The 19,240-nt window shown below is 56.0% G+C and carries 34 protein-coding genes; 13 read left to right on the top strand and 21 right to left on the bottom strand.

Annotation, left to right across the window (positions count from 1 at the left end):
• Positions 1-64 precede the first annotated feature (64 nt).
• Positions 65-292, top strand: a complete 228-nt coding sequence (locus BKX93_RS01685; RefSeq protein WP_070978364.1) for a hypothetical protein — start codon at positions 65-67, stop codon at positions 290-292.
• A gap of 142 nt (positions 293-434) precedes the next feature.
• Positions 435-650, top strand: coding sequence for a hypothetical protein (locus tag BKX93_RS24365; protein ID WP_145929207.1), 216 nt, complete (start codon positions 435-437; stop codon positions 648-650).
• Between the two features lie 51 nt (positions 651-701).
• Here BKX93_RS24365 and BKX93_RS24360 read toward each other — a convergent pair whose 3' ends face one another.
• The 4 genes from BKX93_RS24360 to BKX93_RS01670 form a co-directional block, all read right to left on the bottom strand.
• Positions 702-1,547, bottom strand: a complete 846-nt coding sequence (locus BKX93_RS24360; RefSeq protein WP_145929206.1) for a hypothetical protein — start codon at positions 1,545-1,547, stop codon at positions 702-704.
• A 231-nt stretch (positions 1,548-1,778) separates the two neighbouring features.
• Positions 1,779-2,168 (bottom strand): DUF1842 domain-containing protein, encoded by a 390-nt coding sequence (locus tag BKX93_RS01680; RefSeq protein ID WP_070978363.1) that lies wholly within the window; start codon positions 2,166-2,168, stop codon positions 1,779-1,781.
• Positions 2,169-2,413: 245 nt separating this feature from the next.
• Positions 2,414-2,905 (bottom strand): hypothetical protein, encoded by a 492-nt coding sequence (locus tag BKX93_RS01675; RefSeq protein WP_070978361.1) that lies wholly within the window; start codon positions 2,903-2,905, stop codon positions 2,414-2,416.
• Positions 2,906-2,962: 57 nt separating this feature from the next.
• Positions 2,963-3,397: an Ntn hydrolase family protein gene (locus BKX93_RS01670; protein WP_070978359.1), complete on the bottom strand. Its 435-nt coding sequence runs from the start codon at positions 3,395-3,397 to the stop codon at positions 2,963-2,965.
• Between the two features lie 360 nt (positions 3,398-3,757).
• Between BKX93_RS01670 and BKX93_RS01665 the strand changes: the two genes are divergently transcribed.
• A complete protein-coding gene (locus tag BKX93_RS01665) occupies positions 3,758-4,051 on the top strand; it encodes a hypothetical protein (protein WP_070978358.1) in 294 nt (97 codons plus the stop codon).
• Here BKX93_RS01665 and BKX93_RS01660 read toward each other — a convergent pair.
• On the bottom strand, positions 4,026-4,241 hold the full coding sequence (locus BKX93_RS01660; protein ID WP_070978356.1) for a hypothetical protein: 216 nt from the start codon (positions 4,239-4,241) through the stop codon (positions 4,026-4,028). The genes BKX93_RS01665 and BKX93_RS01660 overlap by 26 nt on opposite strands.
• Before the next feature lie 320 nt (positions 4,242-4,561).
• On the opposite strand from BKX93_RS01660, the gene BKX93_RS23305 reads away from it, so the two are divergent.
• Positions 4,562-5,125 carry a DUF4879 domain-containing protein gene (locus BKX93_RS23305; protein WP_186009479.1) on the top strand — a complete coding sequence of 188 codons (564 nt, stop codon included), beginning with the start codon at positions 4,562-4,564 and terminating at the stop codon, positions 5,123-5,125.
• Positions 5,126-5,150: 25 nt separating this feature from the next.
• Positions 5,151-5,576 carry a hypothetical protein gene (locus BKX93_RS24355; RefSeq protein ID WP_145929205.1) on the top strand — a complete coding sequence of 142 codons (426 nt, stop codon included), beginning with the start codon at positions 5,151-5,153 and terminating at the stop codon, positions 5,574-5,576.
• A gap of 170 nt (positions 5,577-5,746) precedes the next feature.
• Here BKX93_RS24355 and BKX93_RS01650 read toward each other — a convergent pair whose 3' ends face one another.
• Genes BKX93_RS01650 through BKX93_RS01625 form a run of 6 tightly spaced genes read right to left on the bottom strand, consistent with a single transcriptional unit; the run spans position 5,747 to position 8,974 of the window.
• Positions 5,747-6,232, bottom strand: coding sequence for a hypothetical protein (locus BKX93_RS01650; protein ID WP_145929204.1), 486 nt, complete (start codon positions 6,230-6,232; stop codon positions 5,747-5,749).
• A gap of 19 nt (positions 6,233-6,251) precedes the next feature.
• On the bottom strand, positions 6,252-6,707 hold the full coding sequence (locus BKX93_RS01645; RefSeq protein ID WP_070978346.1) for a RuvC family protein: 456 nt from the start codon (positions 6,705-6,707) through the stop codon (positions 6,252-6,254).
• Positions 6,704-7,066 carry a hypothetical protein gene (locus BKX93_RS01640; protein ID WP_186009478.1) on the bottom strand — a complete coding sequence of 121 codons (363 nt, stop codon included), beginning with the start codon at positions 7,064-7,066 and terminating at the stop codon, positions 6,704-6,706. Before BKX93_RS01640 ends, BKX93_RS01645 begins: the two co-directional genes overlap by 4 nt.
• A complete protein-coding gene (locus BKX93_RS01635; RefSeq protein WP_222103278.1) occupies positions 7,063-7,500 on the bottom strand; it encodes a recombination protein NinB in 438 nt (145 codons plus the stop codon). Before BKX93_RS01635 ends, BKX93_RS01640 begins: the two co-directional genes overlap by 4 nt.
• Positions 7,497-8,165, bottom strand: a complete 669-nt coding sequence (locus BKX93_RS01630; RefSeq protein WP_070978344.1) for a DUF6475 domain-containing protein — start codon at positions 8,163-8,165, stop codon at positions 7,497-7,499. Before BKX93_RS01630 ends, BKX93_RS01635 begins: the two co-directional genes overlap by 4 nt.
• A gap of 2 nt (positions 8,166-8,167) precedes the next feature.
• Positions 8,168-8,974, bottom strand: a complete 807-nt coding sequence (locus BKX93_RS01625) for a hypothetical protein (RefSeq protein WP_070978343.1) — start codon at positions 8,972-8,974, stop codon at positions 8,168-8,170.
• A 162-nt stretch (positions 8,975-9,136) separates the two neighbouring features.
• Between BKX93_RS01625 and BKX93_RS01620 the strand changes: the two genes are divergently transcribed.
• Entirely contained in the window at positions 9,137-9,364 is a 228-nt protein-coding gene (locus BKX93_RS01620) for a hypothetical protein (RefSeq protein WP_070978342.1), read from the top strand.
• Between the two features lie 147 nt (positions 9,365-9,511).
• On the opposite strand, the gene BKX93_RS01615 is transcribed toward BKX93_RS01620, so the two are convergent.
• Both BKX93_RS01615 and BKX93_RS01610 read right to left on the bottom strand, forming a co-directional pair.
• A complete protein-coding gene (locus BKX93_RS01615; RefSeq protein WP_070978341.1) occupies positions 9,512-10,024 on the bottom strand; it encodes a DNA N-6-adenine-methyltransferase in 513 nt (170 codons plus the stop codon).
• Positions 10,024-10,293 carry a phage regulatory CII family protein gene (locus tag BKX93_RS01610; protein WP_145929203.1) on the bottom strand — a complete coding sequence of 90 codons (270 nt, stop codon included), beginning with the start codon at positions 10,291-10,293 and terminating at the stop codon, positions 10,024-10,026. Before BKX93_RS01610 ends, BKX93_RS01615 begins: the two co-directional genes overlap by 1 nt.
• Before the next feature lie 167 nt (positions 10,294-10,460).
• On the opposite strand from BKX93_RS01610, the gene BKX93_RS24350 reads away from it, so the two are divergent.
• Complete coding sequence (locus BKX93_RS24350) at positions 10,461-10,994, top strand: hypothetical protein (protein WP_145929202.1); 534 nt, start codon at positions 10,461-10,463, stop codon at positions 10,992-10,994.
• Between the two features lie 396 nt (positions 10,995-11,390).
• On the opposite strand, the gene BKX93_RS01600 is transcribed toward BKX93_RS24350, so the two are convergent.
• From BKX93_RS01600 to BKX93_RS01570, 8 genes are all read right to left on the bottom strand, one after another.
• Positions 11,391-12,143, bottom strand: a complete 753-nt coding sequence (locus tag BKX93_RS01600) for an autoinducer binding domain-containing protein (RefSeq protein ID WP_070978336.1) — start codon at positions 12,141-12,143, stop codon at positions 11,391-11,393.
• Between the two features lie 64 nt (positions 12,144-12,207).
• Positions 12,208-12,543, bottom strand: a complete 336-nt coding sequence (locus BKX93_RS25950) for a helix-turn-helix domain-containing protein (RefSeq protein WP_070978334.1) — start codon at positions 12,541-12,543, stop codon at positions 12,208-12,210.
• A gap of 257 nt (positions 12,544-12,800) precedes the next feature.
• Positions 12,801-13,838, bottom strand: coding sequence for a ParA family protein (locus BKX93_RS23300; RefSeq protein WP_083340382.1), 1,038 nt, complete (start codon positions 13,836-13,838; stop codon positions 12,801-12,803).
• Positions 13,839-14,142: 304 nt separating this feature from the next.
• Positions 14,143-14,337, bottom strand: coding sequence for a hypothetical protein (locus BKX93_RS01590; protein WP_070981624.1), 195 nt, complete (start codon positions 14,335-14,337; stop codon positions 14,143-14,145).
• A gap of 62 nt (positions 14,338-14,399) precedes the next feature.
• On the bottom strand, positions 14,400-14,798 hold the full coding sequence (locus tag BKX93_RS24345) for a hypothetical protein (RefSeq protein ID WP_145929201.1): 399 nt from the start codon (positions 14,796-14,798) through the stop codon (positions 14,400-14,402).
• A 91-nt stretch (positions 14,799-14,889) separates the two neighbouring features.
• Positions 14,890-15,261 carry a hypothetical protein gene (locus tag BKX93_RS01580; protein WP_070978330.1) on the bottom strand — a complete coding sequence of 124 codons (372 nt, stop codon included), beginning with the start codon at positions 15,259-15,261 and terminating at the stop codon, positions 14,890-14,892.
• A 57-nt stretch (positions 15,262-15,318) separates the two neighbouring features.
• Positions 15,319-15,726, bottom strand: coding sequence for a hypothetical protein (locus tag BKX93_RS01575; protein WP_145929200.1), 408 nt, complete (start codon positions 15,724-15,726; stop codon positions 15,319-15,321).
• An 82-nt stretch (positions 15,727-15,808) separates the two neighbouring features.
• On the bottom strand, positions 15,809-16,414 hold the full coding sequence (locus BKX93_RS01570; RefSeq protein WP_070978326.1) for a helix-turn-helix domain-containing protein: 606 nt from the start codon (positions 16,412-16,414) through the stop codon (positions 15,809-15,811).
• Positions 16,415-17,261: 847 nt separating this feature from the next.
• On the opposite strand from BKX93_RS01570, the gene BKX93_RS01565 reads away from it, so the two are divergent.
• The 6 genes from BKX93_RS01565 to BKX93_RS01545 all read left to right on the top strand — a co-directional run bounded on the left by BKX93_RS01565 (position 17,262) and on the right by BKX93_RS01545 (position 19,238).
• Complete coding sequence (locus tag BKX93_RS01565; RefSeq protein WP_070978325.1) at positions 17,262-17,441, top strand: hypothetical protein; 180 nt, start codon at positions 17,262-17,264, stop codon at positions 17,439-17,441.
• Between the two features lie 417 nt (positions 17,442-17,858).
• Positions 17,859-18,038 (top strand): hypothetical protein, encoded by a 180-nt coding sequence (locus BKX93_RS01560; RefSeq protein ID WP_070978323.1) that lies wholly within the window; start codon positions 17,859-17,861, stop codon positions 18,036-18,038.
• On the top strand, positions 18,035-18,283 hold the full coding sequence (locus BKX93_RS01555) for a hypothetical protein (RefSeq protein WP_070978321.1): 249 nt from the start codon (positions 18,035-18,037) through the stop codon (positions 18,281-18,283). Before BKX93_RS01560 ends, BKX93_RS01555 begins: the two co-directional genes overlap by 4 nt.
• A 91-nt stretch (positions 18,284-18,374) precedes the next feature.
• Positions 18,375-18,644 (top strand): hypothetical protein, encoded by a 270-nt coding sequence (locus tag BKX93_RS01550; protein WP_070978317.1) that lies wholly within the window; start codon positions 18,375-18,377, stop codon positions 18,642-18,644.
• Positions 18,641-18,856, top strand: a complete 216-nt coding sequence (locus BKX93_RS24340) for a hypothetical protein (protein WP_145929199.1) — start codon at positions 18,641-18,643, stop codon at positions 18,854-18,856. The genes BKX93_RS01550 and BKX93_RS24340 overlap by 4 nt, the downstream gene beginning before the upstream one ends.
• A complete protein-coding gene (locus BKX93_RS01545) occupies positions 18,828-19,238 on the top strand; it encodes a hypothetical protein (protein ID WP_070978316.1) in 411 nt (136 codons plus the stop codon). Before BKX93_RS24340 ends, BKX93_RS01545 begins: the two co-directional genes overlap by 29 nt.
• The last annotated feature ends 2 nt before the right edge of the window (positions 19,239-19,240 follow it).

Here is a 19,240-nt window from a genome sequence, read left to right as displayed (position 1 = left end):
ACGGGTACGGATTCGGTGGTATGCGGCAAATGCTAGGCTCTCGCTATCGACTGGGAGCCCTGTCATGGAACCGATCAACGTCTGGCCGTTTATCTCCCCGCTCATCCGCGTCGCCGCGCTGCTGCTGATGGCGCTGATCGTCGGCATGTTCGCTGCTGCCTACGTCAACCACAGGATGCTGCTGATGGACTATCCGTATCAGCAGCGGCGGAAATGGCGCACGCTGGCTTTCGAGGCGTGCTCCGTGGCCATTGTGGCGCTGGGCTCTCTCATGTTGTTCCTGCCGGCATGATTGGTTACTCCCAGGCCATCAGCACGCGATGGACTTCACGCAGATGGCAAAGGTCGGGGGATGCCATCAAATATCCAGCATGCATTATCAGTGCATAGCGGTTAAACTACACCTTCTGCGACTAGAGCGATTGGGCCGAAGAATGAAGTGGATTTATTTTGTTTTCTTGATAGTCGGACTTACTGCTGCCTGGGGAGTATGGAAGAAGAACTTCGATCATGGCATCACCGCGGCAGATTGCATGCAAAAAGGTCTCGAGCTGAGCTCAGATGGTTCATGCAAGGACAACAAGGCTGTAGCCAGTGATGCCAAGATGCAAAGCAGCAATCCAAAGGGGCAACCCAATAACGCCAAATAAAAAACCCGAACTCTATACATAGTTCGGGCTGCAATATCTATTCGTCAAAATCTAATTGGAAGGATTCTGTATTGCCCTCCCTGCCGTCCAATTAGACTGATCCAGTGGTTTGAGATACAGAGGATCGTAGTCATAGTTATCTACACTGACCCAAGCGTGGAAGTTACACTCCCACTTCCCAGATTCGGCATCGACGTGAGGGTCGGCACCTTCTGCAATTTGCATTCTTTCCGCTGGCAGAGCAACCGGATTTGTCGTCATGAAAACTTTAACGTCAGCCCCGGGTTTTAATGTATTTGCAACAATTTGCACAAGTTGGGCGATGGTTTTGCAATCACCTTTAAGCATCCCATCTTGCTGGCAGGTTGATATGCCAGTAGAGGTGGAATTGTAATGAAATTGATTTGCAATTTGTCTTGATATTTCCTCTACCAATACTTTCCCTGGCATGTCTCTCGGTTTTTCAATATTTATTTTGCTACAAATTCTTTTCAGATCATCATTGAATTTTGCCGTGAGAAGGCTTGCAACACCCCGATTGGCTACACCCCTGCCATTATCATTAGCAAAGGCGCGCCAGCTAGGAACGACTTCTTGACCATAAGCTTGCCTGGAATTCAACTCTTCGCTTAGCGCCGTGGAGAAATGCCCTGAGTGGGGCTGCACAAGACACCTAGTGAGTGGATTTTCGCGCTCCCAGTCACGCTTGACTACAATCTTCCCGTTTTCTGTTCGAATATTATATTGCTTGTCATTTATGGTCCATGACTTATCTCTTGTGTCAAGTCCATTTTTTATCTTTTCGAATGTCTCAGCAGAAAGCCCAACCTTTCCTTCGCCTCTATTCCAATCTATTGAAATTGAGGAAGGTGCAGTACTGGATGATGATTGGATCATGATTTTTTCATCTCATTTATAAGGCCAAAATAAATTGCGACCTAGTGCATGAAATTACTTTTATCATATGAGCCCAACAAAAGCTTTCAAAAAACGCTCACCCTAGAGAAGAGTTCACACTGCGGAAGGAAGCTTTAAAACAGCCCGAACTCTGGATGCAGTTCGGGCTGCTAAAATTTTCACAGTTGCATCAGACTGTCATGGCCAGCCACGCAACCTCAAAACCAAATCTTAATCAACCATCTTCACTTCACACTTATAGGTGTCTGAACCTACGGTGAACTGGCCATGGCCAGACCAGTCTGCATCGAGGGCAAAACTGGCGATAAATGGGGCAAGATAGGTGCCGATCGCTGGAGGTGGCACAGATACCGCGGCTTCGCCATGAACGGCGCCAACCTTGGTTATCTTTCCATAGCCAGTGCTATGCATTGCACCCGTGACAGGAGCGGTGAAGACCGGCGGGTGCTGCGTCCCCTCATGGATGACTCCAGCGGCTTGGCCATGCAATGCGCCGGAGGAGGCATTGACCGTTACTGCAAGCACCATGCGGCCTGCGCCAACCATGCCACCTTCAGGGGTAAAGCTCAGCTTAAGCAAATACAGGCCTTCTTGTGCCATAAGAAAATCTCCAGTGGATATATCGCAGATGGAATGACGACCTATCGTCTCCCCAACATCGGCAGGATGCATACCCACTCTAGGCGATGGCTCAGCTTATGGCCTTGCCCTTAAGGATAGGAACAAGACTATCGCAAACAATTACAGAATCCACTCAGCGCCATGGCTCACCAGTTAGTATTTTGTCGGCGTGAAAATAGAAAAAGGCCGCGGTTGCGGCCTCCACAATTCCTCGAGATGATCCCTTAGAAAATCTCCATGCAACCCTTCGGCTGCGGCTTCCCAATGCCAACCTGCATCAGCGGACTTTCGTAAATCCCCAAAGCTGCCATTTGCATCAGGGTTTCAATTGCTGACGGCGCTTTGAATTGATGGCGTGAAAAAGTCCCATGCGAATCACCCAGCCAACCATCTTTATTGATCCAGGCCTTATAAACAGACACATCCTGATCATCGCCAGCGTGAACAAAGTCCAGCAGCAGAGCAATGTCGCCGATTTCACCGCCGTATGCAACCGTTTTAGTCCTAAGCTCCACCTGCCACCCAAAAATCTCGAGCACGATCCCCGTTTCGGATGATTTGCGTTTCTTGACGATTCCGGAAATTCCCGATCCAGACATGGCCGTAAACCATGTCGTCAAGGCGTCCTCGAAAATTATCTTATAGCCAGTAAGTCGGTCACAAAGCTCTACCGATTCGTACTGGAGCTGGGTGGCTTTCCTCAATCTCTCTTGCATATTCACAATACTCCATAGTCATGGAGCAACATTATGCCATCCGGAAGACGCATTCAGCTACAAGACAGCTGTTCGTATGTGTCCGCCGCTGTACACATCCATGCTGATCGCCACCTCCACAGCACGGGGAGCATCGGCACCTGCGCGCATAGCCGCCAGCGCGGGGATCTTGCCAGAGCCAATGGCCATGGGTGCCGGCCAGGACTCGGGGGCAAGGCACTCATCGCTCACCATGGCCAGCCGCTCGCCATCCCACACCAAAGCGGCGAAGTCGGCGTTTTCGCCAGGCTGATCAGCGCGGCCTTCAATCCATGCCAGCGCGTCAGGTACGCTGCGAGTGACTCCTGCCATTCCGATGATGACCGGGCGCCCACTCCAGCGGTTGGTTTCCAGTCGGTGCAATTTCTGCAGGTCGTCAGCCAGGATGACTTCCTCGGCCGTAGCGCGGCCGTCCGCGGCCATGGTGATGCCGTCGAATGCGATGGTAGTCATGTGCCATCTCGGAGGTGGTCGTTAATACCACTTTGCCGTTTTGATGCGTTTTTGCCAGGTGAATACCTGGCCCTGTTAATACCAGTAGCGTTTTCAACCCGCGCATGGGGTTAAACCCGCATAGTTACGGCGGCACCCTGCTACAATCCACCCAATTGACATGAATGGAGGTTAAGATGCCACTCCGTATGATTTATATCGTTGCGCTGCTGGTAGGGCTGCCGACTGTGGCCGGCATACTGTTGACCAATGTCGTAGCAGACACTGCCGGCTGGAAATGCGCTGAGAAGGGCTACCAGATGCGGGATGGCAAGTGCCCCGCTCCGGAAAGCCGTGGTGGCTAATTTAAGGTGAGCAAACATGGAAGCATTCCGCATTCGCATCAAAGACGGCAGGACGATCGCTGGCATTGCATACAACCATAGCCGGATAGACATCCTCCCCGGAGAGTACGAAGCGCACTTTGCTGAAATCACCGTCAGAATTGGTGGGGCGGAGAGAAAAGAATTGGCATTGACTGTCATGGACGTCCATCCAGACCCAACCGCGCCCGACAAGTCCCTTACTATCATGTCCAGCGAGTTCCCTCATGACCTGGATGGCTTTCCGAACACAAGTAGGACCAGCTCTATTGAAGTGTTGGAGCGCCTCTAGCCTCCCGGCGCAGCTCCGGCACGATCTTCACGTCCATACACTCCATCGCAATGTCCACCGCGCGACGTTGGATCACCTCCATCCGGTGCGGACTGATCGACTGGCCGTCGTACTCGGCCACCAAGGACTTGATCCGTTCCTCGGCGGTCGCGCTGTCGAACTGGACGCGGGCGGTGATGTGCTGGGTCATGGCTATCTCCGTACCAGTTTGATGAGTGCGCGGCGGGTGAACGTGGCGTGCTGCCGGTTACGGTGAAATCGCACCGTGATCTCGTCGGCGTCTCGGCAGATGACTCGGCAGCGCGTGCCGGTGATCAGCACCAACTCGGCGCCGCGGCCCCAGGGCGCAGCCTCGTAGACGATGGTTGTGTGACGTAGCCGCATGCGGGCCTCGGAAATGAAAAGCCCTTCCTATGGAAGGGCTTGAAATGGAACTGGCAATTAGTCCAGTGATATCAACATGACAACAGGGAGTAAAAAGCTGTTTCCGCGATGAAATATGGAAACGACATGAATAAAATTGCTATAATTGCATTCGGCATGGCATTCAGCACCCTTGCAATGGCTGAAAACGGAGCAAATACGACCTACCCTGCAGTAATCTTCAATCAAGACTTATCGCAGAAGCTGATCAAGCTCTTGCCAAAGACGGCTCCGGTGTACAAGCTTGGTGAAATAACTACGCTTATGGCACCAGCTCCGGCACTAAAAAGCATGAGGGTAATAGCTGTAGACTCTGATCGAGCAGGCCTTGAGACATACAATACGGAAAATCTCCCTCCGTATGAGACTCAAAAGCAGCACGCTGGCGGCGCACGGCTCAATGTAGTAACGGTGGAAGTAGGTTTTGGCAGGGCCTACGCGAAATACAATGGAGCAAACCTTTCATCTACCGATACGGCTATTTGCCAAGACTGGTCTGGGATATGGAGACCTTGCCAGAACGGTGAATTAGTCGGTGGTTGGATGCGAACCTGGAATGCAGCAGGCCGCGGGGCAGGTCAGTTTGAATCTTGGTCTACTTCATTGAATATGCCGACCAACACATATCACGCAAATATTAAGGTCCATTAAACCTTATTACACTGACGAGGCTTATATGCTAATCCTTTCGACTTCCGAACAGAAGTTAGCCGCCACACAACGTGTGGTTGCTAATGGACAAGCATCCAACTTCTCGCAGTTTTTGGAGAAGGCAAAGTCTGACGCATCGGCGTCCGCTCAAGTCTCGTCAGTGCCCAGCTCACCAAACCTGGAAAATCTCACCACTAATGAAGCATATGACGTGCTATCGGGTCTGGCCAAGTCAGGAAAATTGACGCCTGAAGAATATCAAACCATGGCGCCAACGGTTTATTTAAGGGCCTTGAATGAAGGGCAAGGGAGCCCGCAGCCCGAGCGATTCGACTTGCTTTCTGGCGTACAAAGCCTTATCGAAAACAGCAAGATGATTGGTAGGTATGATCAGGTCCGCGCGCAAACTCACGGTCTTGAACTTTTAAAGGCATATCAGACAAATTCATGAAGAAGGGCGGCATCAGCCGCCCTTCTTTCTTGGCCCTGCTAATCATTTACTAACGGCGGGGCCATTTCATTTCCGCCGGACGCGACAAGCCACCCGCAAGGGTGGCATCTCAAACCGTTCGACGGTCAATCAAATTATATATGTGATGTTATATCGTTTCATTTAACTGGTCAAGCTCTCAGGTTTCGCTTGGCGCGATTCCAGACCTCTTGTGTCAGCCTCGCCACAATCGCGTCGTACTGCGCAGCGTGCATGCCCAGCCGGTCGCGCTTGAATCGCAGGTCTGGCAGCTTGAAAGTGCCGGCAGCGTCGATCTTGCCGCGGTAGTGGTTCAGCAGGATGTCGCGCTCGTTCACGCTGCAGCCATTCGTCACCCGGGCCCGGCCGCCGCCCATCGACACTCGCATAGTGCCGTAGCTGATGGCGCGCTCCACGGCCAGCACCTGGCGCAGGTCCAGCACCTCGCCGGCACCCTTGAGATATCTGCAGGACTCGCACGGATCGTCGTCCTCGAAACAAGCCGGGCAACGGTTCGCGCGGAACTTGCCTTCCAATCCGGGAGAGCGGTCCTTGCCATTACCCTGGCGTTGCCATTTCCCCCACTGTTCCAGCGCACATAGCGCCTTCAGCTTGTCGTCGTGTTCCAGTTCGTTCATCACCATTGCACCGCCCCTTTCACATGCCAAACCGACCAATCAGCGCGGCCTCAGCGCGACCATCGTCTTTCACCCTGGCGAACAGGCAGGCCTGGGCCGGGAACAGCTCCGCGGCGCGAGCCCGGCTGCCGTCCTTGCCATCCTTGCGGCCCGCCCGCTTCTGCCACTGCTGAGGCGTGACGAACGATACCGGCAGGCCCAGGCCCGCGCAGACGCCCTCCACGATGCCGGCGCTTTTACCAAAGTTGAACATGCTGGTAACGCCCTGGCCGCTCATCGCCCCGACTTTCTCGATCACCACATGCGCGCTGGCGTGCTGCCTGAGCAGGCTGGCCAGCAGCGCCGGCGACACACTCCGCTTGGTGGTCTTGCCGCTCTTCAGCTCTACAACCGGCATGTCGTAGACGTCCAGCAGCTGATCTCCGTCCAGCACCGCGATGGCGCCGTTGATGCCCGGGTCGATTCCTAGCCTCATGCGGCCTCCCTCCTGAGTGCTTCTTTGTTCACGATCACCAGTCCGCCGGCCGCCAGCTTTTCCAACGTCAGCACGATGGCCCTGTTCATCTCCGCGCGCCGCTCGTCGCGCGAAAGCTTGTTGCCGTTGCCCAGCTCGTGATGGCAGCCCGGGCAGAGCGCAGCAGTCAGCGCATCGGCCGACTTCATGCCCATGCCTTTCCCTTCGTCGCGGTGCGCGACCTGGATGCCGTATGCGCCGCAAAGGACGCAGAACTTGAGCGAACCCACGGCGGCCAACCAGTCGGCGTTCTTCGTCGTGTCACGCCGGCCGGTGCCAGGCGTGGAGCCAGGGCGAGGAACGATTTTGCTTGGCTTCATGCCGCCTTCTTCCCGTACGCTGAGCCCAGCCCGAATTTCACGCCCTTCTCCGCGCCGAACGCATGGATCAGCTCCAGCAACTCGCCCATCTCGCGGATGCTCATGTCGCTGGTGCGCTGGCCCAAGATCACGAAGCCCGTGCCATCGATGTTCGGCACCACCTTGGTCCGACGCAGGCTGGCGGTCAGCAGGTCTTTCCATTCCTCCGCCGTCAGATTGTTGCCGTACCAGTCCAGTTGCTCGCTGATGTCCGTCAGCGCGGCCCACATGGCAGCGTTCTGGCTCAAGTTGCGGATGCTGGCGGTTTGGATCGTGACCTTTAAACCTCTGCCATCGGCGGCCTCGTCCAGCATCTGGCACGCCAGCTGATATGCGCGGGCCATGCGCGGCCGGAGATCGGCGCCGGTCTGGATGGTGAGCGCTTCCCGGCTCATGCAGCCTCCCGCGGAGACGCTGAGCGCTGGTCGACCAGCTTCAGGATCTTGTCCGCTTGCTCCGCCCCCATCTCGTTCCGCTCCAACAGCGGTCGCGAGGAGCCGGCCAGCATGACAGTCTTGGCAATCGCAGGGCTGCCCAGCAGCATGGGTGGCTCGCAGCGCAACCTAGCCTTGCGGTTATCGGCTTCGAACTGGCCGATCATCACCGGCGGATACTCCGGCACCTCTTGCCGGCCGGCGAATGCACGGTAGCGGCTTTCGAAATCGCGTGCCACGAACGGCCAATCGTCCTCGGTTTTCGTGCCAAGTGCGATCCAGCCCCCCATCTCCGCCAGCGCGCGGTGGATCAGCGGGTCGTCGAACACGACACTGCGGTAGGTGCCGACGTGGCGCAGGGCCTTGTCGACCTTGTGCCAGGCTTGCAGGGCCTTGTCCTGGCTGGAGCCGGCAGTCATGCGGATCAGGTCGGCCGGCTTGGGCATGAACTGGCCGTTGTCGGGGCTGGTGACGTGGCGGTTCATGGCCTCACGGAACACGGCCAGGTCCAGATGCTTCAGGGCGTTCCAGTAGATCGTGATCGCGGGCGTCGTCAGCGGCTTGCCGTAAAGCTCGGCGACCGCCTGGAGCAGGCTGACGAATGTGTCGTAGTCGTTCTGTTGCATGGTCATGCATCCGTAGGTTCGTCGCCAAAGAGCATCCGCTTAGCCTCTTCAGCAGCGGCACGGTTCTGTTCGGCAAGGGTTGGCTTGCCACCGGATGGGCGGCTGGATTGAGGGGTGTCACGGTGCAGCCATTCGGCCTTGAAGCCCTGCCAACCGCGCTCGGCGGAAATTTGGATCGCCTGGGCCAACGTCAGGCCGGCAATTGCGGCTTCGCGCTCGATGCCGGCAAGGGCGGTGGCAGTCAGCGGTGCGCGCTTGGCCTTGCGGATGAGCAAGAAGTCGGCGGCATGCAGAGGATCAACTCCCCTCAGTTTCAGGTCTTTGGCTGTAAGGGGCTTGCTATTTTCGTCGTCCGCGGACGCGGGCGGAGTACTGTTTTTACTACCATCTGTGTAACTATCTGGTAAGCCATCTGGTATAGGTTCGCCCTTCTGGGCGTTTCGTTTCGCCCGTTTGGGCGCTTCCATTTGCCCATTTGGGCAGATGAGATGCCCGTTCAGGAAAATGGATTCGTCCACGAAGGCATACCACAAAGTCCGGTCGTAGCCCTGGTCGTTGTAGTTGCCCTTCATGATCACGCCGTGGCGGACAAGGCTGTCTAAAACGCGGCGAATTTGCTTCTCAGACAGGTACGGGAACAGCTCGCCAAAGGCCTTGATGCTGTTGTATGTCCAAGTCCGTCCGTCGTAGAGGTGGCGCCCATTAGCCTTGTTCTTGGCAATCCAGAACGCCATGTTGTTGATGAACACTGCCTCCTCTACGCCATACATGGCGGCATGGGCGATATCGAACGAGTGAACTACGCTCATTCCCGCTTGCCTCCATCGGTATTCGTTGCCATAATTTCTCCTGATCTTGATTAACCCCCGCGAGGCCCGGCCAGGCCGTTGACCGGGGGTTTTTCTTTTCCTGCAAGACTGCGAGACCTGCCCTCTGATATGCTTAAATCCCATTTGCATACAGGAGGCTGTATGAAGACCTTCATCAACAAAATCAGATACGACCACTCGAACGGATATGCAGCAGTGGAGTTAATGATTCCTGCCGATAACGACGAGCTCGGATCGGTGGTCACCATTGATGTAGAAATCCCCATCAACAAGGCCTATGAGTCGAGCTACGGCGTCCTCATGGAGATGGCTATCCGCGAGGCTTGTCGCCACCACGCTTGGCTCGATAAAGCGCTCCGCCCGGCCTAAGCTCATCCGCAATCGCGGCCTTGATCGCTTGCGGCAGCTGCGCGCTCAGTTCGCAAAGCTGCTGCTGCGTCGCCCCTAAGTCCGCCCGTAAGCCAGTCACCACGCTGCTCAGCGCATTGATCTGCTGCTGCAACTGTTCGATGTCCATCACTCCCCTCCCTTGATCTCGTGCGCCCGGCCGCCAGCGCCCGGCACCTTGTACGCGCTCAACTTGCATTGCCCGTTCTCGCCCGGCTTGTAGACCACCAGCACGGCCGGGAACGGCGCCTTCGCCTTTGCCCCATCGAACCGCAGCCGCTTGTCCAGCGCGCGGATCTCCGCGGCCTTCAGCGCGTGGCGATGGAACCAACGGGTATCCGTCCGCGCCGGCACCAGGCAGACCACCAGCGCGCCATCGATGCTGGAGCAGTAGGCCTTGGCCATCCACAGCTTGATCTGGTGGCCGAACGGCGGGTTCATCCAGACGACGTCCCTGCCCCAGTCCTGGGCCAATCCATCCTGCTCGCGCGTGAAAAATCTCTCGCACTTGGCGTTCTCCGGCGTCGCGCAGACGTCCAGCGTGAACCCGAACTCCGCGTGCAGCTGGTCGAACAGCTCCTGCGGTGTCGGCCACTCGTCCGTTTTGCTGCTGAAATGCACCTGCTCGCTCAGATCCGCCATCAGGCGGCCTCCGCGAGCGCATAGTCGTTGGCGGCTTCGCGAGGCAGGAACGGGGCGAGGCGCTCATCGCCAGTGAGTTCGTACAGCCTGGCGCGTTCCGCAACAGAAAAACGCGCCGGGCAGTGCGAAACCTTATCCCGGTTTATCTTTCTCCTCAGCGAATTGGGGTTTATGCCCAGCTCGTCCGCCAAGTGCTTCAACTTCAGCCCCGTCCGATCCTTCCAGTCGGCAACGACCTGGTAGATCACCACATCGATCTCAGAAAACATGGTTCGCAACATTTCCTTGAAAAGTGATCATTTTCAAAGGTTTAGTGCTTTGCCATACTTCACTCAGCACCAAGCCAGACCCGCTACAGCGCCTCGACCGGCTACCACCTTGGAGCGCGATGCGGGAGTTCTTTGACAACTGGATAAAACGCAAAGGAAATCCATAAATGCATGCACAAAGAAGTGGCGCCAGGCTGTCATACACACCGCAATCGTTGCAGCTATCGCAGGGAGCGAGTAAAGACGCACACGCAGAAAGAATAACAATTTGTTATTCTTTTAGCAATAACATTTTGGGAGTTCCAGGCAATAACAATTTGCTGTCAAATCGCAGCATGGAAAGTAAAGAATTTCGTCGTGCCAACTTGCTTGCCTTGATCGAGCAATATGGAACAATCAGGCACCTAGCCGAAAAGGTTGATGTGGCCCCAAACCATCTGAGCCTTGTGAAAAACCATGTAAGAAACATGGGGGATAAGCTTGCGCGTCGCATCGAGGAGGCTGTAGGAAAGCCAGTGGGCTGGATGGACTTGCCTCACGATGGTGGCGACTTGGACCTAGCCCAAGATGTGGCATCAGTTACGATCACAGCTCAGTCTGAAGAGGAGCTCGTGAAGCTCCTGCGCGAAAAGGGCGAAGCCTACGCGTTCGAACTGCTCCGCAAGGCATTCATGGAGCAGGAAAACAAAAAGGGCGACTGATGTCGCCCCACTCTACCCTCTAGGCCGCAAACCTGGCCTGGGTCAAATCTAGACTACTCACATCCCCGCTCCGCACAAACTCCAAGGAGCCATCTTGGTAGCGCCTGAGCGCCACTTCGGCGACAACCGGGCCGCGCGCGTCGAAACCAGCTCTGTGGTGATGACAGTTTGCCGCATGCACACATGGCGCATGAGCGGTATTGCAATTGCTCTGCATTCCTAACTCCGTTTCAGGTGCTCAATCGTAGCCGTCTGTCATATGTCACTACTGACATCTTCTTGTTTTATTGCCACATTGTCCCACCTGACATCTGTCAGGTCATTACTAGAAATAGTAAGAAAATCTGTACACAGTAAAAATACGTATTTATAAATACATGGTTTAAATGCCATGTATTATTCGCATGCCCCGATCTTGTACATCAGCTGCTCTACAGTTGACGCCTCGTAAGTCTCCATCAGGCGTCCGATGTGGTAATCGATTGTGTAGACACTCTTGCCTAAAGCTGATGCCACCTCTGCTCTTTTAAACCCTCGCTTACAATACAGATCGATTACGGTTTGCTGGATTTTGCTCGTTTTAGCAATTCGTGCGTTTGAGGCAAAAACTCTATGCGCGACCTCGGCCAGATCGGGAAGCAGCATTTCGAGCAAATCACGCAGCGCGCGGTCGTCTTCCACCTGGCGCCCAATCATCGACAGCACGTATCGAACACCGCCGCCCTTATCGGCAATGTAGGTCAGGCCATGCGTTAGCTTGTGGTGCTCGCAATCAGAGACGAACCTCCGCTGCGCCTGGGTCAGGCCCTGGGCGTAGAGCCGCGTCGACCACACAACCGGCTCACCTGCGGACGCCCTCACAATGGGGTCAACCTTCACGTAACCACGCTCTACGTACCGCAGCAACCAATCCTCAGACCAGCCGTGATTTATGTACAGCGATGGCACCTTGGTCCCGTAGAACGTCGCCAACAGCGTCGGCGCACCGCCGGCTACCGTGCACACCAGAGCCAGGGCCGCGTCAAGATCATCGCGCGTCCGAGCACGCACCAGCATGCTGCGCAGCGCTGCAGCAGCGCAGATTGCTGCATTGATTCTGTTATTGGATATCGCCGCGACTTCCGGCAGCTGATCGATAGCTGTCGTCATGAGTCCTCCCCGTCTATTCAAGGTAGGACATTTCAACGACGCAGAAAACCGCGCCGCCGATTTCTCAGCGTGCGGTGGTCAGTAGCCGCTGCACCAGGCGCCAGACTTCGTCCGGCCCTTTGCTCAGCATTTGCTCAGCTACATCTTCCAGCGAGTCCGCAGAGACGTAAGGGGCCTCCGTGCTCGCCAAGGGCGTCTTACGCCCCTTGCCTGTCTCCAGCCATGTCAGCGAGACCCCCAGCGCCTTCGCAATGCCCGGCAGCTTGGCAGACTCGCGATTGCGACCATTCTCCAGGTCAGCAACTATCGACCGACTGCAACCGGCCCGCCGGCCAAGATCTTCCTGGCGCCAGCCGCGGCGCATGCGCTCGGCCCTGATTCGATCACCTCTTACATTCATGCCGCATTGTCGATTACGGCAGAGATGCCATGGCACCATTCAGAGATGGCATTACATCACAATCGGGCGCAAAAAAGCCCGCGTGAGCGGGCTTGTTGCGGGCGCCAGGTGTTTTTATCTGAACGGGTGGGCTCAGCCTGGGCTTGAGGTGAGTCTGCCGGTGGTGGCCGGCGCGGTCAAGACAAAGGAAAACCCGCCGGAGCGGGTTAGGGAAATTGGCAAGTATATTTTGCCGCTTCAAGCGGAAGGATTGTAAATTACAACACACTAACTAAATAGGCCAACTCTCTCTGGTAGCGGGTAACAGACGAATTTACTTGAAGCCTCTTCCCTTCCACAGTATGAAAACCACCTATTTGAAGCTTTGAAATAGGGATGCTTTTTGCACCACTAATTCGACCTGAAGAAACGAAATCATCAGTTAGAACAAATGCATCCGCAGGATCTGACACATCAAAAGCATGATAAAATTTTTCTGCAATTGAAAGCGCACGCTCGACATACATTTTTGATGCTCTATCAGGCGTGGAACGTATTCGACTTTTCGAACCTACCATTGTCATGACAATTGCAGCTACTTTAGGCACTGACAATCCCCCAGCACGTTCATTCCATACCGCAAAATCTCGCTTATTATTATGAAGCATATCCAACGTAAGCTCCAGCGACTCAATAGAGTGCTCGTCTACTCGCACAGGTATAACCAATGCGTCTGCAGCACACCATGCAAGATGGGTTCCGCCCGCATAAAATGGGCTTGTATCGATGAGAACGCCTTCAGCTTTTTTTTCTTTTGCCTCTTCCGCTAGAACATTTTTCAAGCTCTCCAGCAAAGACTTCACAGCTTTGGGATTGCTTTGCGAGTGCGCCAGCTGCAGCTGCTGATAAAGTGTCGAAGGAAATGCAAACATTTCAGCATCTCCAGGAACAACATAGCTCGGCTTTGTTGTTTTAAAAGCACCACAATATTGAGAAACTCTATATGAAAGATCAGATGGCTTTTCACCAAATGCAGGACCAAGCAGTACAGGCTGCAAGCCCTTTAGAATAGTCACCTCTGGAGTTTCATCACGCATTAGAGTTTCACTCAGATTGCACTGAGGGCAAACATCTGCGACAAGCATTGGCCTTCTGATACTCATTTCAAATGCCAAATTGAAGCTAAGCGTGGACTTGCCGACACCACCTCGTAGTGTAGTGACGGCATAGTTTTTGTATTTTAAATCTCCCGCTCTGACGAAGCCTTCTTCCACGACTTTTCGATGCGTTTCAAAGATTTTATCCAGGCCACCCATTTTAGCTTCCCCAAATGTTGAGTTTGTACGGCAGACGAGTTGAGCATAGCATGCAGGTGGTGCAGGTGCAACGAAGAAGTGCAGGTGGTGCAGGTGAAACGAAGAAGTGCAGGTGGTGCAGGTGCAACGAATAAGTGCAGGTGATGCAGGTGAAACGAAGAAGTGCAGGTGGCGCAGGTGCAACGAAGAAGTGCAGGTGGTGCAGGAGTTGACGGTAAAAATAAAGAGAGCACTCAACTGCGCCAAGCCTCGGCCGGTTCATCACCATTCAAGTGGCGGGGCAGAGATTGGGCTCCGACACCTGCTATATGGACACATACCGCCAAGTCTTGAGCCCCATCTTGAGTGCGGCAAACTTGGCGGATTCCTTGTTGCCCCATAGCGGGGTAGCGCTCAGATCCAGGGCTTCGGCCAGTGTGTGGCCGGCCTCGGGCTTGTCGCGCTGGTACACGTACCACTTCACCTTATCGCCAGTCGTTGCCAGTACGTAGGTCGCCATGTTGAGCCCTTTAACTGTCGGCATCTCCGCAGCACGCACTCGTCCACCGTTTGCGGCTGTCTTTATTTCTTCTCAAGCCAATAATGCATCCGACTGTCCGGGTCCTCCATCAAGGATTTGCACATGTCGGAATACTGGAAGAGCAGTCCATCAAAACCTTCGTTTGCTAAGGCTTTTGACTCGATCTGGGTGTGTAGCAGGAGCTTTGATCGAGCGTATTCCGGCGGCTGCCCCTCCATCAGCACTTCAAGCATCTGCATCGCATGGAGAGCAGATGTCTTACTTGCCTTTGCAGCTGCCTTCCATTTGCTGTCCGTCCGCCCTGATTCTTCTGAGACCGTTGAAACAATTGTGTAGTAAGCGGCGCATGCAGCCATGTCGTCCGCGAGATTTGCAATGGCCGTTGGTGTGTCATATGCCTTTGCAGGGCTGGTAGCCAACAGGCCAATGCTGGCCGCCAATACACACACCTTCATCTCTGTCCCATCAGATGCGGCAGACGCCTCTGTCGCAACTCCGTGAACACAGACTTTTCGTCGAAGCCGCCGGACATCAGCATCCCAGCCATGGCGCAATATCCGACTTGTTCTGCACCGCATCCGCCCAGGTACTCATCGGAGTAGCTTTGCCGTTCTTAATCGTCCAGCGCATCAAAAACTCTCTGTAGTAGCGAGCATCATCCGGTGTTGGTGGCGGCGCCGCGGCGATGATGTGCAGCAGCTGATTTTTAGGGTCGCCTCCAGTGTTCGTCAGCTCCGAAAATCTCTTGTCGATCTTGAAGCGGCAGGCCTTAAAGGCGTCCCACGCCGTGCCGTGCGCCGCGCTAGGGATCGCCTTCAGCGCAGCCTCAATCCGTGTCATCGAATCGGCGTAAGTTGCGGTCGGCACCAGAGCCAGGATGCAAGCGAATACCCATACCTTCACAACCCTCTCCTTTACCCGCATCAAAGGGCGGCTCGGTCACTTACCCCTGCCAGAGCCTCAGTCTGTAGCCGTCTGTACAACTGACATAGAGGCTGACTGGTCGATCAGCACTCGGAAGCGAGCCTCCTGCTCGGCCCCCGCCACGCCGGCCACCTCCTTCAGATTGCCACCACAAAACGCTCCGTTCGGTTCAGCGCCAATCACTACCGATCCCGGGTTGCTCCTCAATCTGACAACCTCGCCAGCCCCTAGGAGGGCGCGCAACTTTCCATTCACGTAGATGCGGGTATCACAGGCTGAGCCGACCATTCCAGCGTCACGCTTCACCAGTATCTGCGCACTCCCTTCACCAATATCCATGACTTTGCTCGGCTCTACCGGCCTTGCTTTTGCAAAAGAAACTGGCTGCGTCGCGCAGGCGCTCAGGACAAGTGAAAAAGCAATGCACATTGAAATTTTCCACATGTGAAGCAAACCCAATGGTTGACATTGGCATCTTACACTTGGCTACAAGCCAAGCCAATCTGCATTACTTTATCGGGATCGATCATGCCAAAAGTAGTTTGATGAAACTCAGCACCGCCAATGGACCCCGGTGCCTAATTTCCTCTGCCAGCTTCTCGTCAGACAACTTGGGCAGCATGCCTACCGTGGCATGATTATTGTCCAGCCACGCGTTCGGAAGGCCAGCAGCCACTTCGATCTTCCTGGCGATCTCATCACCGCAGCGCCGCTCCCCTGACTTGACGGTGCTTAAGTAAGAGGGCGATGTCCCTACCTCGCTGGCAAGCTTTGCCGCCATGCCACGAATTGCCAAAATGGACATAAGGTTATCTCGGCGAATTCCATATACGTCCTTCAGCTCGCCAAGGGGTTCTACGGGAACGTCTGCATCCCCGCCTCCAGGGAAGTCCATCCAGCCTCTCGGCTTACCAACAGCGGCCTCAATCTTTCTGGCCAGCAATTCCCCCACCCTCTTCTTGTCGTTCTTCACCTGACTTAAGTAATTCGGCTTGATCCCAAGCTTGCTCGCCAGCTCGGCCGTTGCCCCTCGGCGTGCCACAAGTGAAAACAGCTTCTCCTTGCGCACTTCGAAAACGTCGGCAAATCCGTGCCCCTCTTCACGCTGCGTCTCTTCGTCATCATCGCTCATTCCAACCTCCCGTCTCCAATGCCAGCATCTTACAGCCATGGGTTGGGCGGCGTGGCGGGCAATTACACAATGTAATTGCATTAAAGCAACACAACCAATTGGAAATATCATTTTGTTATTGATTGATGAATATCTGTTTGTTATTGTTACCCCATCAGCACAGCAACACAGTGCACCGATCTCTAACAACCAGCAGCGATACGGCACAGCCCAGGGCGCGCAGCAAGGCACCCCCTGTCAGGTCTCAGACCTGAGGAAGCGATGGCCAAGTCATGCAGAAGCACCTGCATGTCGCGCAAGAGGTTCGCAAGGAGCGGACCAATGACAGCGCAAGCGCCCACCCCACCGTGGCGAGTAACGGGGGAGTGAAGTAGAAGGCCGCTTTGAGAGAGGCGGCACACTGGATGGGATCGCGCACTGGACATGCGCAAGCGGCGGCAACCGCGAGGCCCAAGCTGGAAAGTAGGTGTCTGCCAGCCTCATCCAGTGTGAGCGGTAAACAGGCGAGAGCGGCCTGAGTAAAACGGCTTATGCGACTGGCCCGGTCGTTAAACGGGCACCCACACGCCTGGGTCCTTTGGCTGGACAGCGCCAAGAGCGGGCCTCCTCAGTTCCCAGCCGTGTAGGTCAACGCCAGGAGAAGCATGGATATATTTTTGCTCTGGCTTTGGATTCTGATTGGTTGGCGCCCGCGAGAGCGACTTTCCTCGCGCGGCAAGGAAGTCAGATCCACTACGGCAGTAGCATCGCCACCACCTCAGATGGCCTGCGCGAAGGGCGCGCAGTAGCCATCGCCAACCTGAGAGACGGGCCGCTTCGGCGGCCGAGACAACTGAAAGGACATCGCATGAGCGAACAGGGTTTCACGAAGGGCCAGGCGGTCAGCTTCACCACCATCCACGGCCGCGAAGGTAAAGGCAAGATCATCGACATCACCAAGGGCGCCAAGGGCGACTTCATCAAAGTGCAGGAAGACGGCAGCGACAAGGTGACATCCTGCCGCCCGAAGCAGCTGAAGGCCGCCTAAGCCGCCGCCGGCGACAGCCGGCTGCATTGCTGAACGCCTTGTGCGAGCAAGTGTAGCGCTGGCCGCGCTTACCGGGCGCCACCCGGGCAGGAGCCACAAGACGTTCAGCAATGCAGTGTAGACCCCCGTACTGTGCCGGGGCCGCTTCGGCGGGACACCTTCCGGTTGCGCACCCCAACCGACTGCGCAGATGGGTGGGTCACAGAACACCGTAGACCCTTGCAGCAGCGCCGGCAGCCTTCACAGGTAGTCTGATGCCGGTAGGACCGCTGATTTCAGCGGTGGGGCCGAGGGCCACGCCCTCCCCGGCTGGATGATGGATCATGCCAGTCGCCCCACCCCTGCGATTCGCAGGTTTCTCCTCAGTTTTCCTTAATTTACCCGGCCCTCGCGCCGGGTTTCTTTTTGGAGTTCGCCATGCACACCTTCACCGTCGAATTCGTGCCGCGCGCCAAGACCAAGGGTGCCACCCTCCGCATCGAGGGTGTGCAGGCATCAGACAGACACTCCGCCATCATCCGCGCCGCCAGCCAGGAGCGAATCAACGCTGCCAACTACAAGCCGCGCGCCACCCTTCAGCGAAAGGAAGCAGCATGATCGCCAACGCTACCGCGACGCCGGCCGCCGCGCAGATCAACGTCGACTGTCGCAAACTGCAGGCCGCCAACTCCGGCTGCTATGCAGTGCATGCGATGTCCGGGTTTCGCGTCCACTTCCAGTATCCACGCACCCGCCGCCGCATCGACAACCTGATCGTGCTGGCCCGCAGCAAGGGCGAGGCGCTGGATCGCGCCGGCGCCATGCTGCCCGATTACCTCCCCACTGGAATGTCGCGGCTATGAAGGCGCGGATCAAATACGCCCTGGGCGGGCTCGTCGCCACCTCCCTCTTCTTCGCCGCAGTCACTTTGGCTCAGGCCGTGGAGCAACTCCAATGACCGCACGTCAGTTCCTCCCTATTCAAGGTGCCATCGCCCGCCACATTTACGGCGAACGCCTTGCCGCAACTCAGCCACTCGACTGTCCGCCGGCGCAGAGCGACTGGTCCGACGCAGACAGTTGCGAGGCCACCATGGCGATGGCCGCGCAGGTGCTGTCGCTTGTCAACGCGATGCCGGACGGGCCGGCACGGCGCCAAACAGTTCGATTGCTGGAGTCGGCTCGTGCGAGCTACGCCCAGGCAGTGACGAGGGATGCCGCGTGATCCGCACCATCCCTCTCGATCGGATGCACAACACCTTGAAGTCGCGCCAGATCCAGCAAGGCGGATCGTTGAAAGACACCCCGCCGCACGCCAGGCGCGCCGCCAAAAAACAGCGCGAGCGCCATGTGATCGAGGACATCCTCTTTCAGCTCAACGCGCCTTTAACGAATAGGAGCAACAAGGATGATCGCAAACCTCTCAGGCGCGTCTGAGCTGATCAGCGCCGCCAACCTGCTGGCCGAGTTTGTTGCCCGGGTGAACAGCTACTTCGATCAGATCAAGCCGCGGCCGTCTTTCGCCATCAAGGTGAAGGGCCAGGCGCTTATCGGCGAGATCGCCATCCCGTGGGAAAAGCACCCAGGCCTTGCTTTCACCATCCGCGAGCTGAGCGACGCTGAGGCAGACGCCCTAGGTGGCCGGCTCCGCAGTTCTCTCGAAGCCTCCATCGACCGCCTCGGCACAAGCCAGCCGCCGGCGCCGAACGTCGTGCCGATTGAGGCGGCGCGCAAGATTGAAGCTGAGCAGAAGCCCATTCAGTCCAGCAGCAACGATGATCGTGAAGGCTTCTTTGGCACTCGCAGCGTATGGGGATGACC

It is taken from the genome of Chromobacterium vaccinii (assembly GCF_001855275.1).
Lineage (GTDB): Bacteria > Pseudomonadota > Gammaproteobacteria > Burkholderiales > Chromobacteriaceae > Chromobacterium > Chromobacterium vaccinii.
The sequence above is the reverse complement of the archived record's forward strand: the minus strand, read 5'-3'. Positions and strand labels throughout refer to the sequence as shown.

Bases quoted from the DNA above. Each gene is read 5' to 3' on its own strand.
- BKX93_RS01625 (WP_070978343.1), bottom strand. From the start codon at position 8,974: ATGAGCGTAGTTCACTCGTTCGATATCGCCCATGCCGCCATGTATGGC.
- BKX93_RS23305 (WP_186009479.1), top strand. From the start codon at position 4,562: ATGAATAAAATTGCTATAATTGCATTCGGCATGGCATTCAGCACCCTT.
- BKX93_RS01610 (WP_145929203.1), bottom strand. From the start codon at position 10,293: ATGTTTTCTGAGATCGATGTGGTGATCTACCAGGTCGTTGCCGACTGG.
- BKX93_RS01600 (WP_070978336.1), bottom strand. From the start codon at position 12,143: ATGACGACAGCTATCGATCAGCTGCCGGAAGTCGCGGCGATATCCAAT.
- BKX93_RS01640 (WP_186009478.1), bottom strand. From the start codon at position 7,066: ATGAAGCCAAGCAAAATCGTTCCTCGCCCTGGCTCCACGCCTGGCACC.
- BKX93_RS01675 (WP_070978361.1), bottom strand. From the start codon at position 2,905: ATGCAAGAGAGATTGAGGAAAGCCACCCAGCTCCAGTACGAATCGGTA.
- BKX93_RS01615 (WP_070978341.1), bottom strand. From the start codon at position 10,024: ATGGCGGATCTGAGCGAGCAGGTGCATTTCAGCAGCAAAACGGACGAG.
- BKX93_RS01545 (WP_070978316.1), top strand. From the start codon at position 18,828: ATGATCGCAAACCTCTCAGGCGCGTCTGAGCTGATCAGCGCCGCCAAC.
- BKX93_RS01650 (WP_145929204.1), bottom strand. From the start codon at position 6,232: ATGAACGAACTGGAACACGACGACAAGCTGAAGGCGCTATGTGCGCTG.
- BKX93_RS01560 (WP_070978323.1), top strand. From the start codon at position 17,859: ATGCACACCTTCACCGTCGAATTCGTGCCGCGCGCCAAGACCAAGGGT.
- BKX93_RS01685 (WP_070978364.1), top strand. From the start codon at position 65: ATGGAACCGATCAACGTCTGGCCGTTTATCTCCCCGCTCATCCGCGTC.
- BKX93_RS01635 (WP_222103278.1), bottom strand. From the start codon at position 7,500: ATGAGCCGGGAAGCGCTCACCATCCAGACCGGCGCCGATCTCCGGCCG.
- BKX93_RS01680 (WP_070978363.1), bottom strand. From the start codon at position 2,168: ATGGCACAAGAAGGCCTGTATTTGCTTAAGCTGAGCTTTACCCCTGAA.
- BKX93_RS23300 (WP_083340382.1), bottom strand. From the start codon at position 13,838: ATGGGTGGCCTGGATAAAATCTTTGAAACGCATCGAAAAGTCGTGGAA.
- BKX93_RS01630 (WP_070978344.1), bottom strand. From the start codon at position 8,165: ATGCAACAGAACGACTACGACACATTCGTCAGCCTGCTCCAGGCGGTC.
- BKX93_RS24350 (WP_145929202.1), top strand. From the start codon at position 10,461: ATGCATGCACAAAGAAGTGGCGCCAGGCTGTCATACACACCGCAATCG.
- BKX93_RS24365 (WP_145929207.1), top strand. From the start codon at position 435: ATGAAGTGGATTTATTTTGTTTTCTTGATAGTCGGACTTACTGCTGCC.
- BKX93_RS01565 (WP_070978325.1), top strand. From the start codon at position 17,262: ATGAGCGAACAGGGTTTCACGAAGGGCCAGGCGGTCAGCTTCACCACC.
- BKX93_RS01570 (WP_070978326.1), bottom strand. From the start codon at position 16,414: ATGAGCGATGATGACGAAGAGACGCAGCGTGAAGAGGGGCACGGATTT.
- BKX93_RS01575 (WP_145929200.1), bottom strand. From the start codon at position 15,726: ATGTGGAAAATTTCAATGTGCATTGCTTTTTCACTTGTCCTGAGCGCC.
- BKX93_RS01665 (WP_070978358.1), top strand. From the start codon at position 3,758: ATGGAAGCATTCCGCATTCGCATCAAAGACGGCAGGACGATCGCTGGC.
- BKX93_RS24355 (WP_145929205.1), top strand. From the start codon at position 5,151: ATGCTAATCCTTTCGACTTCCGAACAGAAGTTAGCCGCCACACAACGT.
- BKX93_RS01620 (WP_070978342.1), top strand. From the start codon at position 9,137: ATGAAGACCTTCATCAACAAAATCAGATACGACCACTCGAACGGATAT.
- BKX93_RS25950 (WP_070978334.1), bottom strand. From the start codon at position 12,543: ATGAATGTAAGAGGTGATCGAATCAGGGCCGAGCGCATGCGCCGCGGC.
- BKX93_RS24360 (WP_145929206.1), bottom strand. From the start codon at position 1,547: ATGATCCAATCATCATCCAGTACTGCACCTTCCTCAATTTCAATAGAT.
- BKX93_RS01590 (WP_070981624.1), bottom strand. From the start codon at position 14,337: ATGGCGACCTACGTACTGGCAACGACTGGCGATAAGGTGAAGTGGTAC.
- BKX93_RS01550 (WP_070978317.1), top strand. From the start codon at position 18,375: ATGACCGCACGTCAGTTCCTCCCTATTCAAGGTGCCATCGCCCGCCAC.
- BKX93_RS01645 (WP_070978346.1), bottom strand. From the start codon at position 6,707: ATGAGGCTAGGAATCGACCCGGGCATCAACGGCGCCATCGCGGTGCTG.
- BKX93_RS01660 (WP_070978356.1), bottom strand. From the start codon at position 4,241: ATGACCCAGCACATCACCGCCCGCGTCCAGTTCGACAGCGCGACCGCC.
- BKX93_RS01555 (WP_070978321.1), top strand. From the start codon at position 18,035: ATGATCGCCAACGCTACCGCGACGCCGGCCGCCGCGCAGATCAACGTC.
- BKX93_RS01670 (WP_070978359.1), bottom strand. From the start codon at position 3,397: ATGACTACCATCGCATTCGACGGCATCACCATGGCCGCGGACGGCCGC.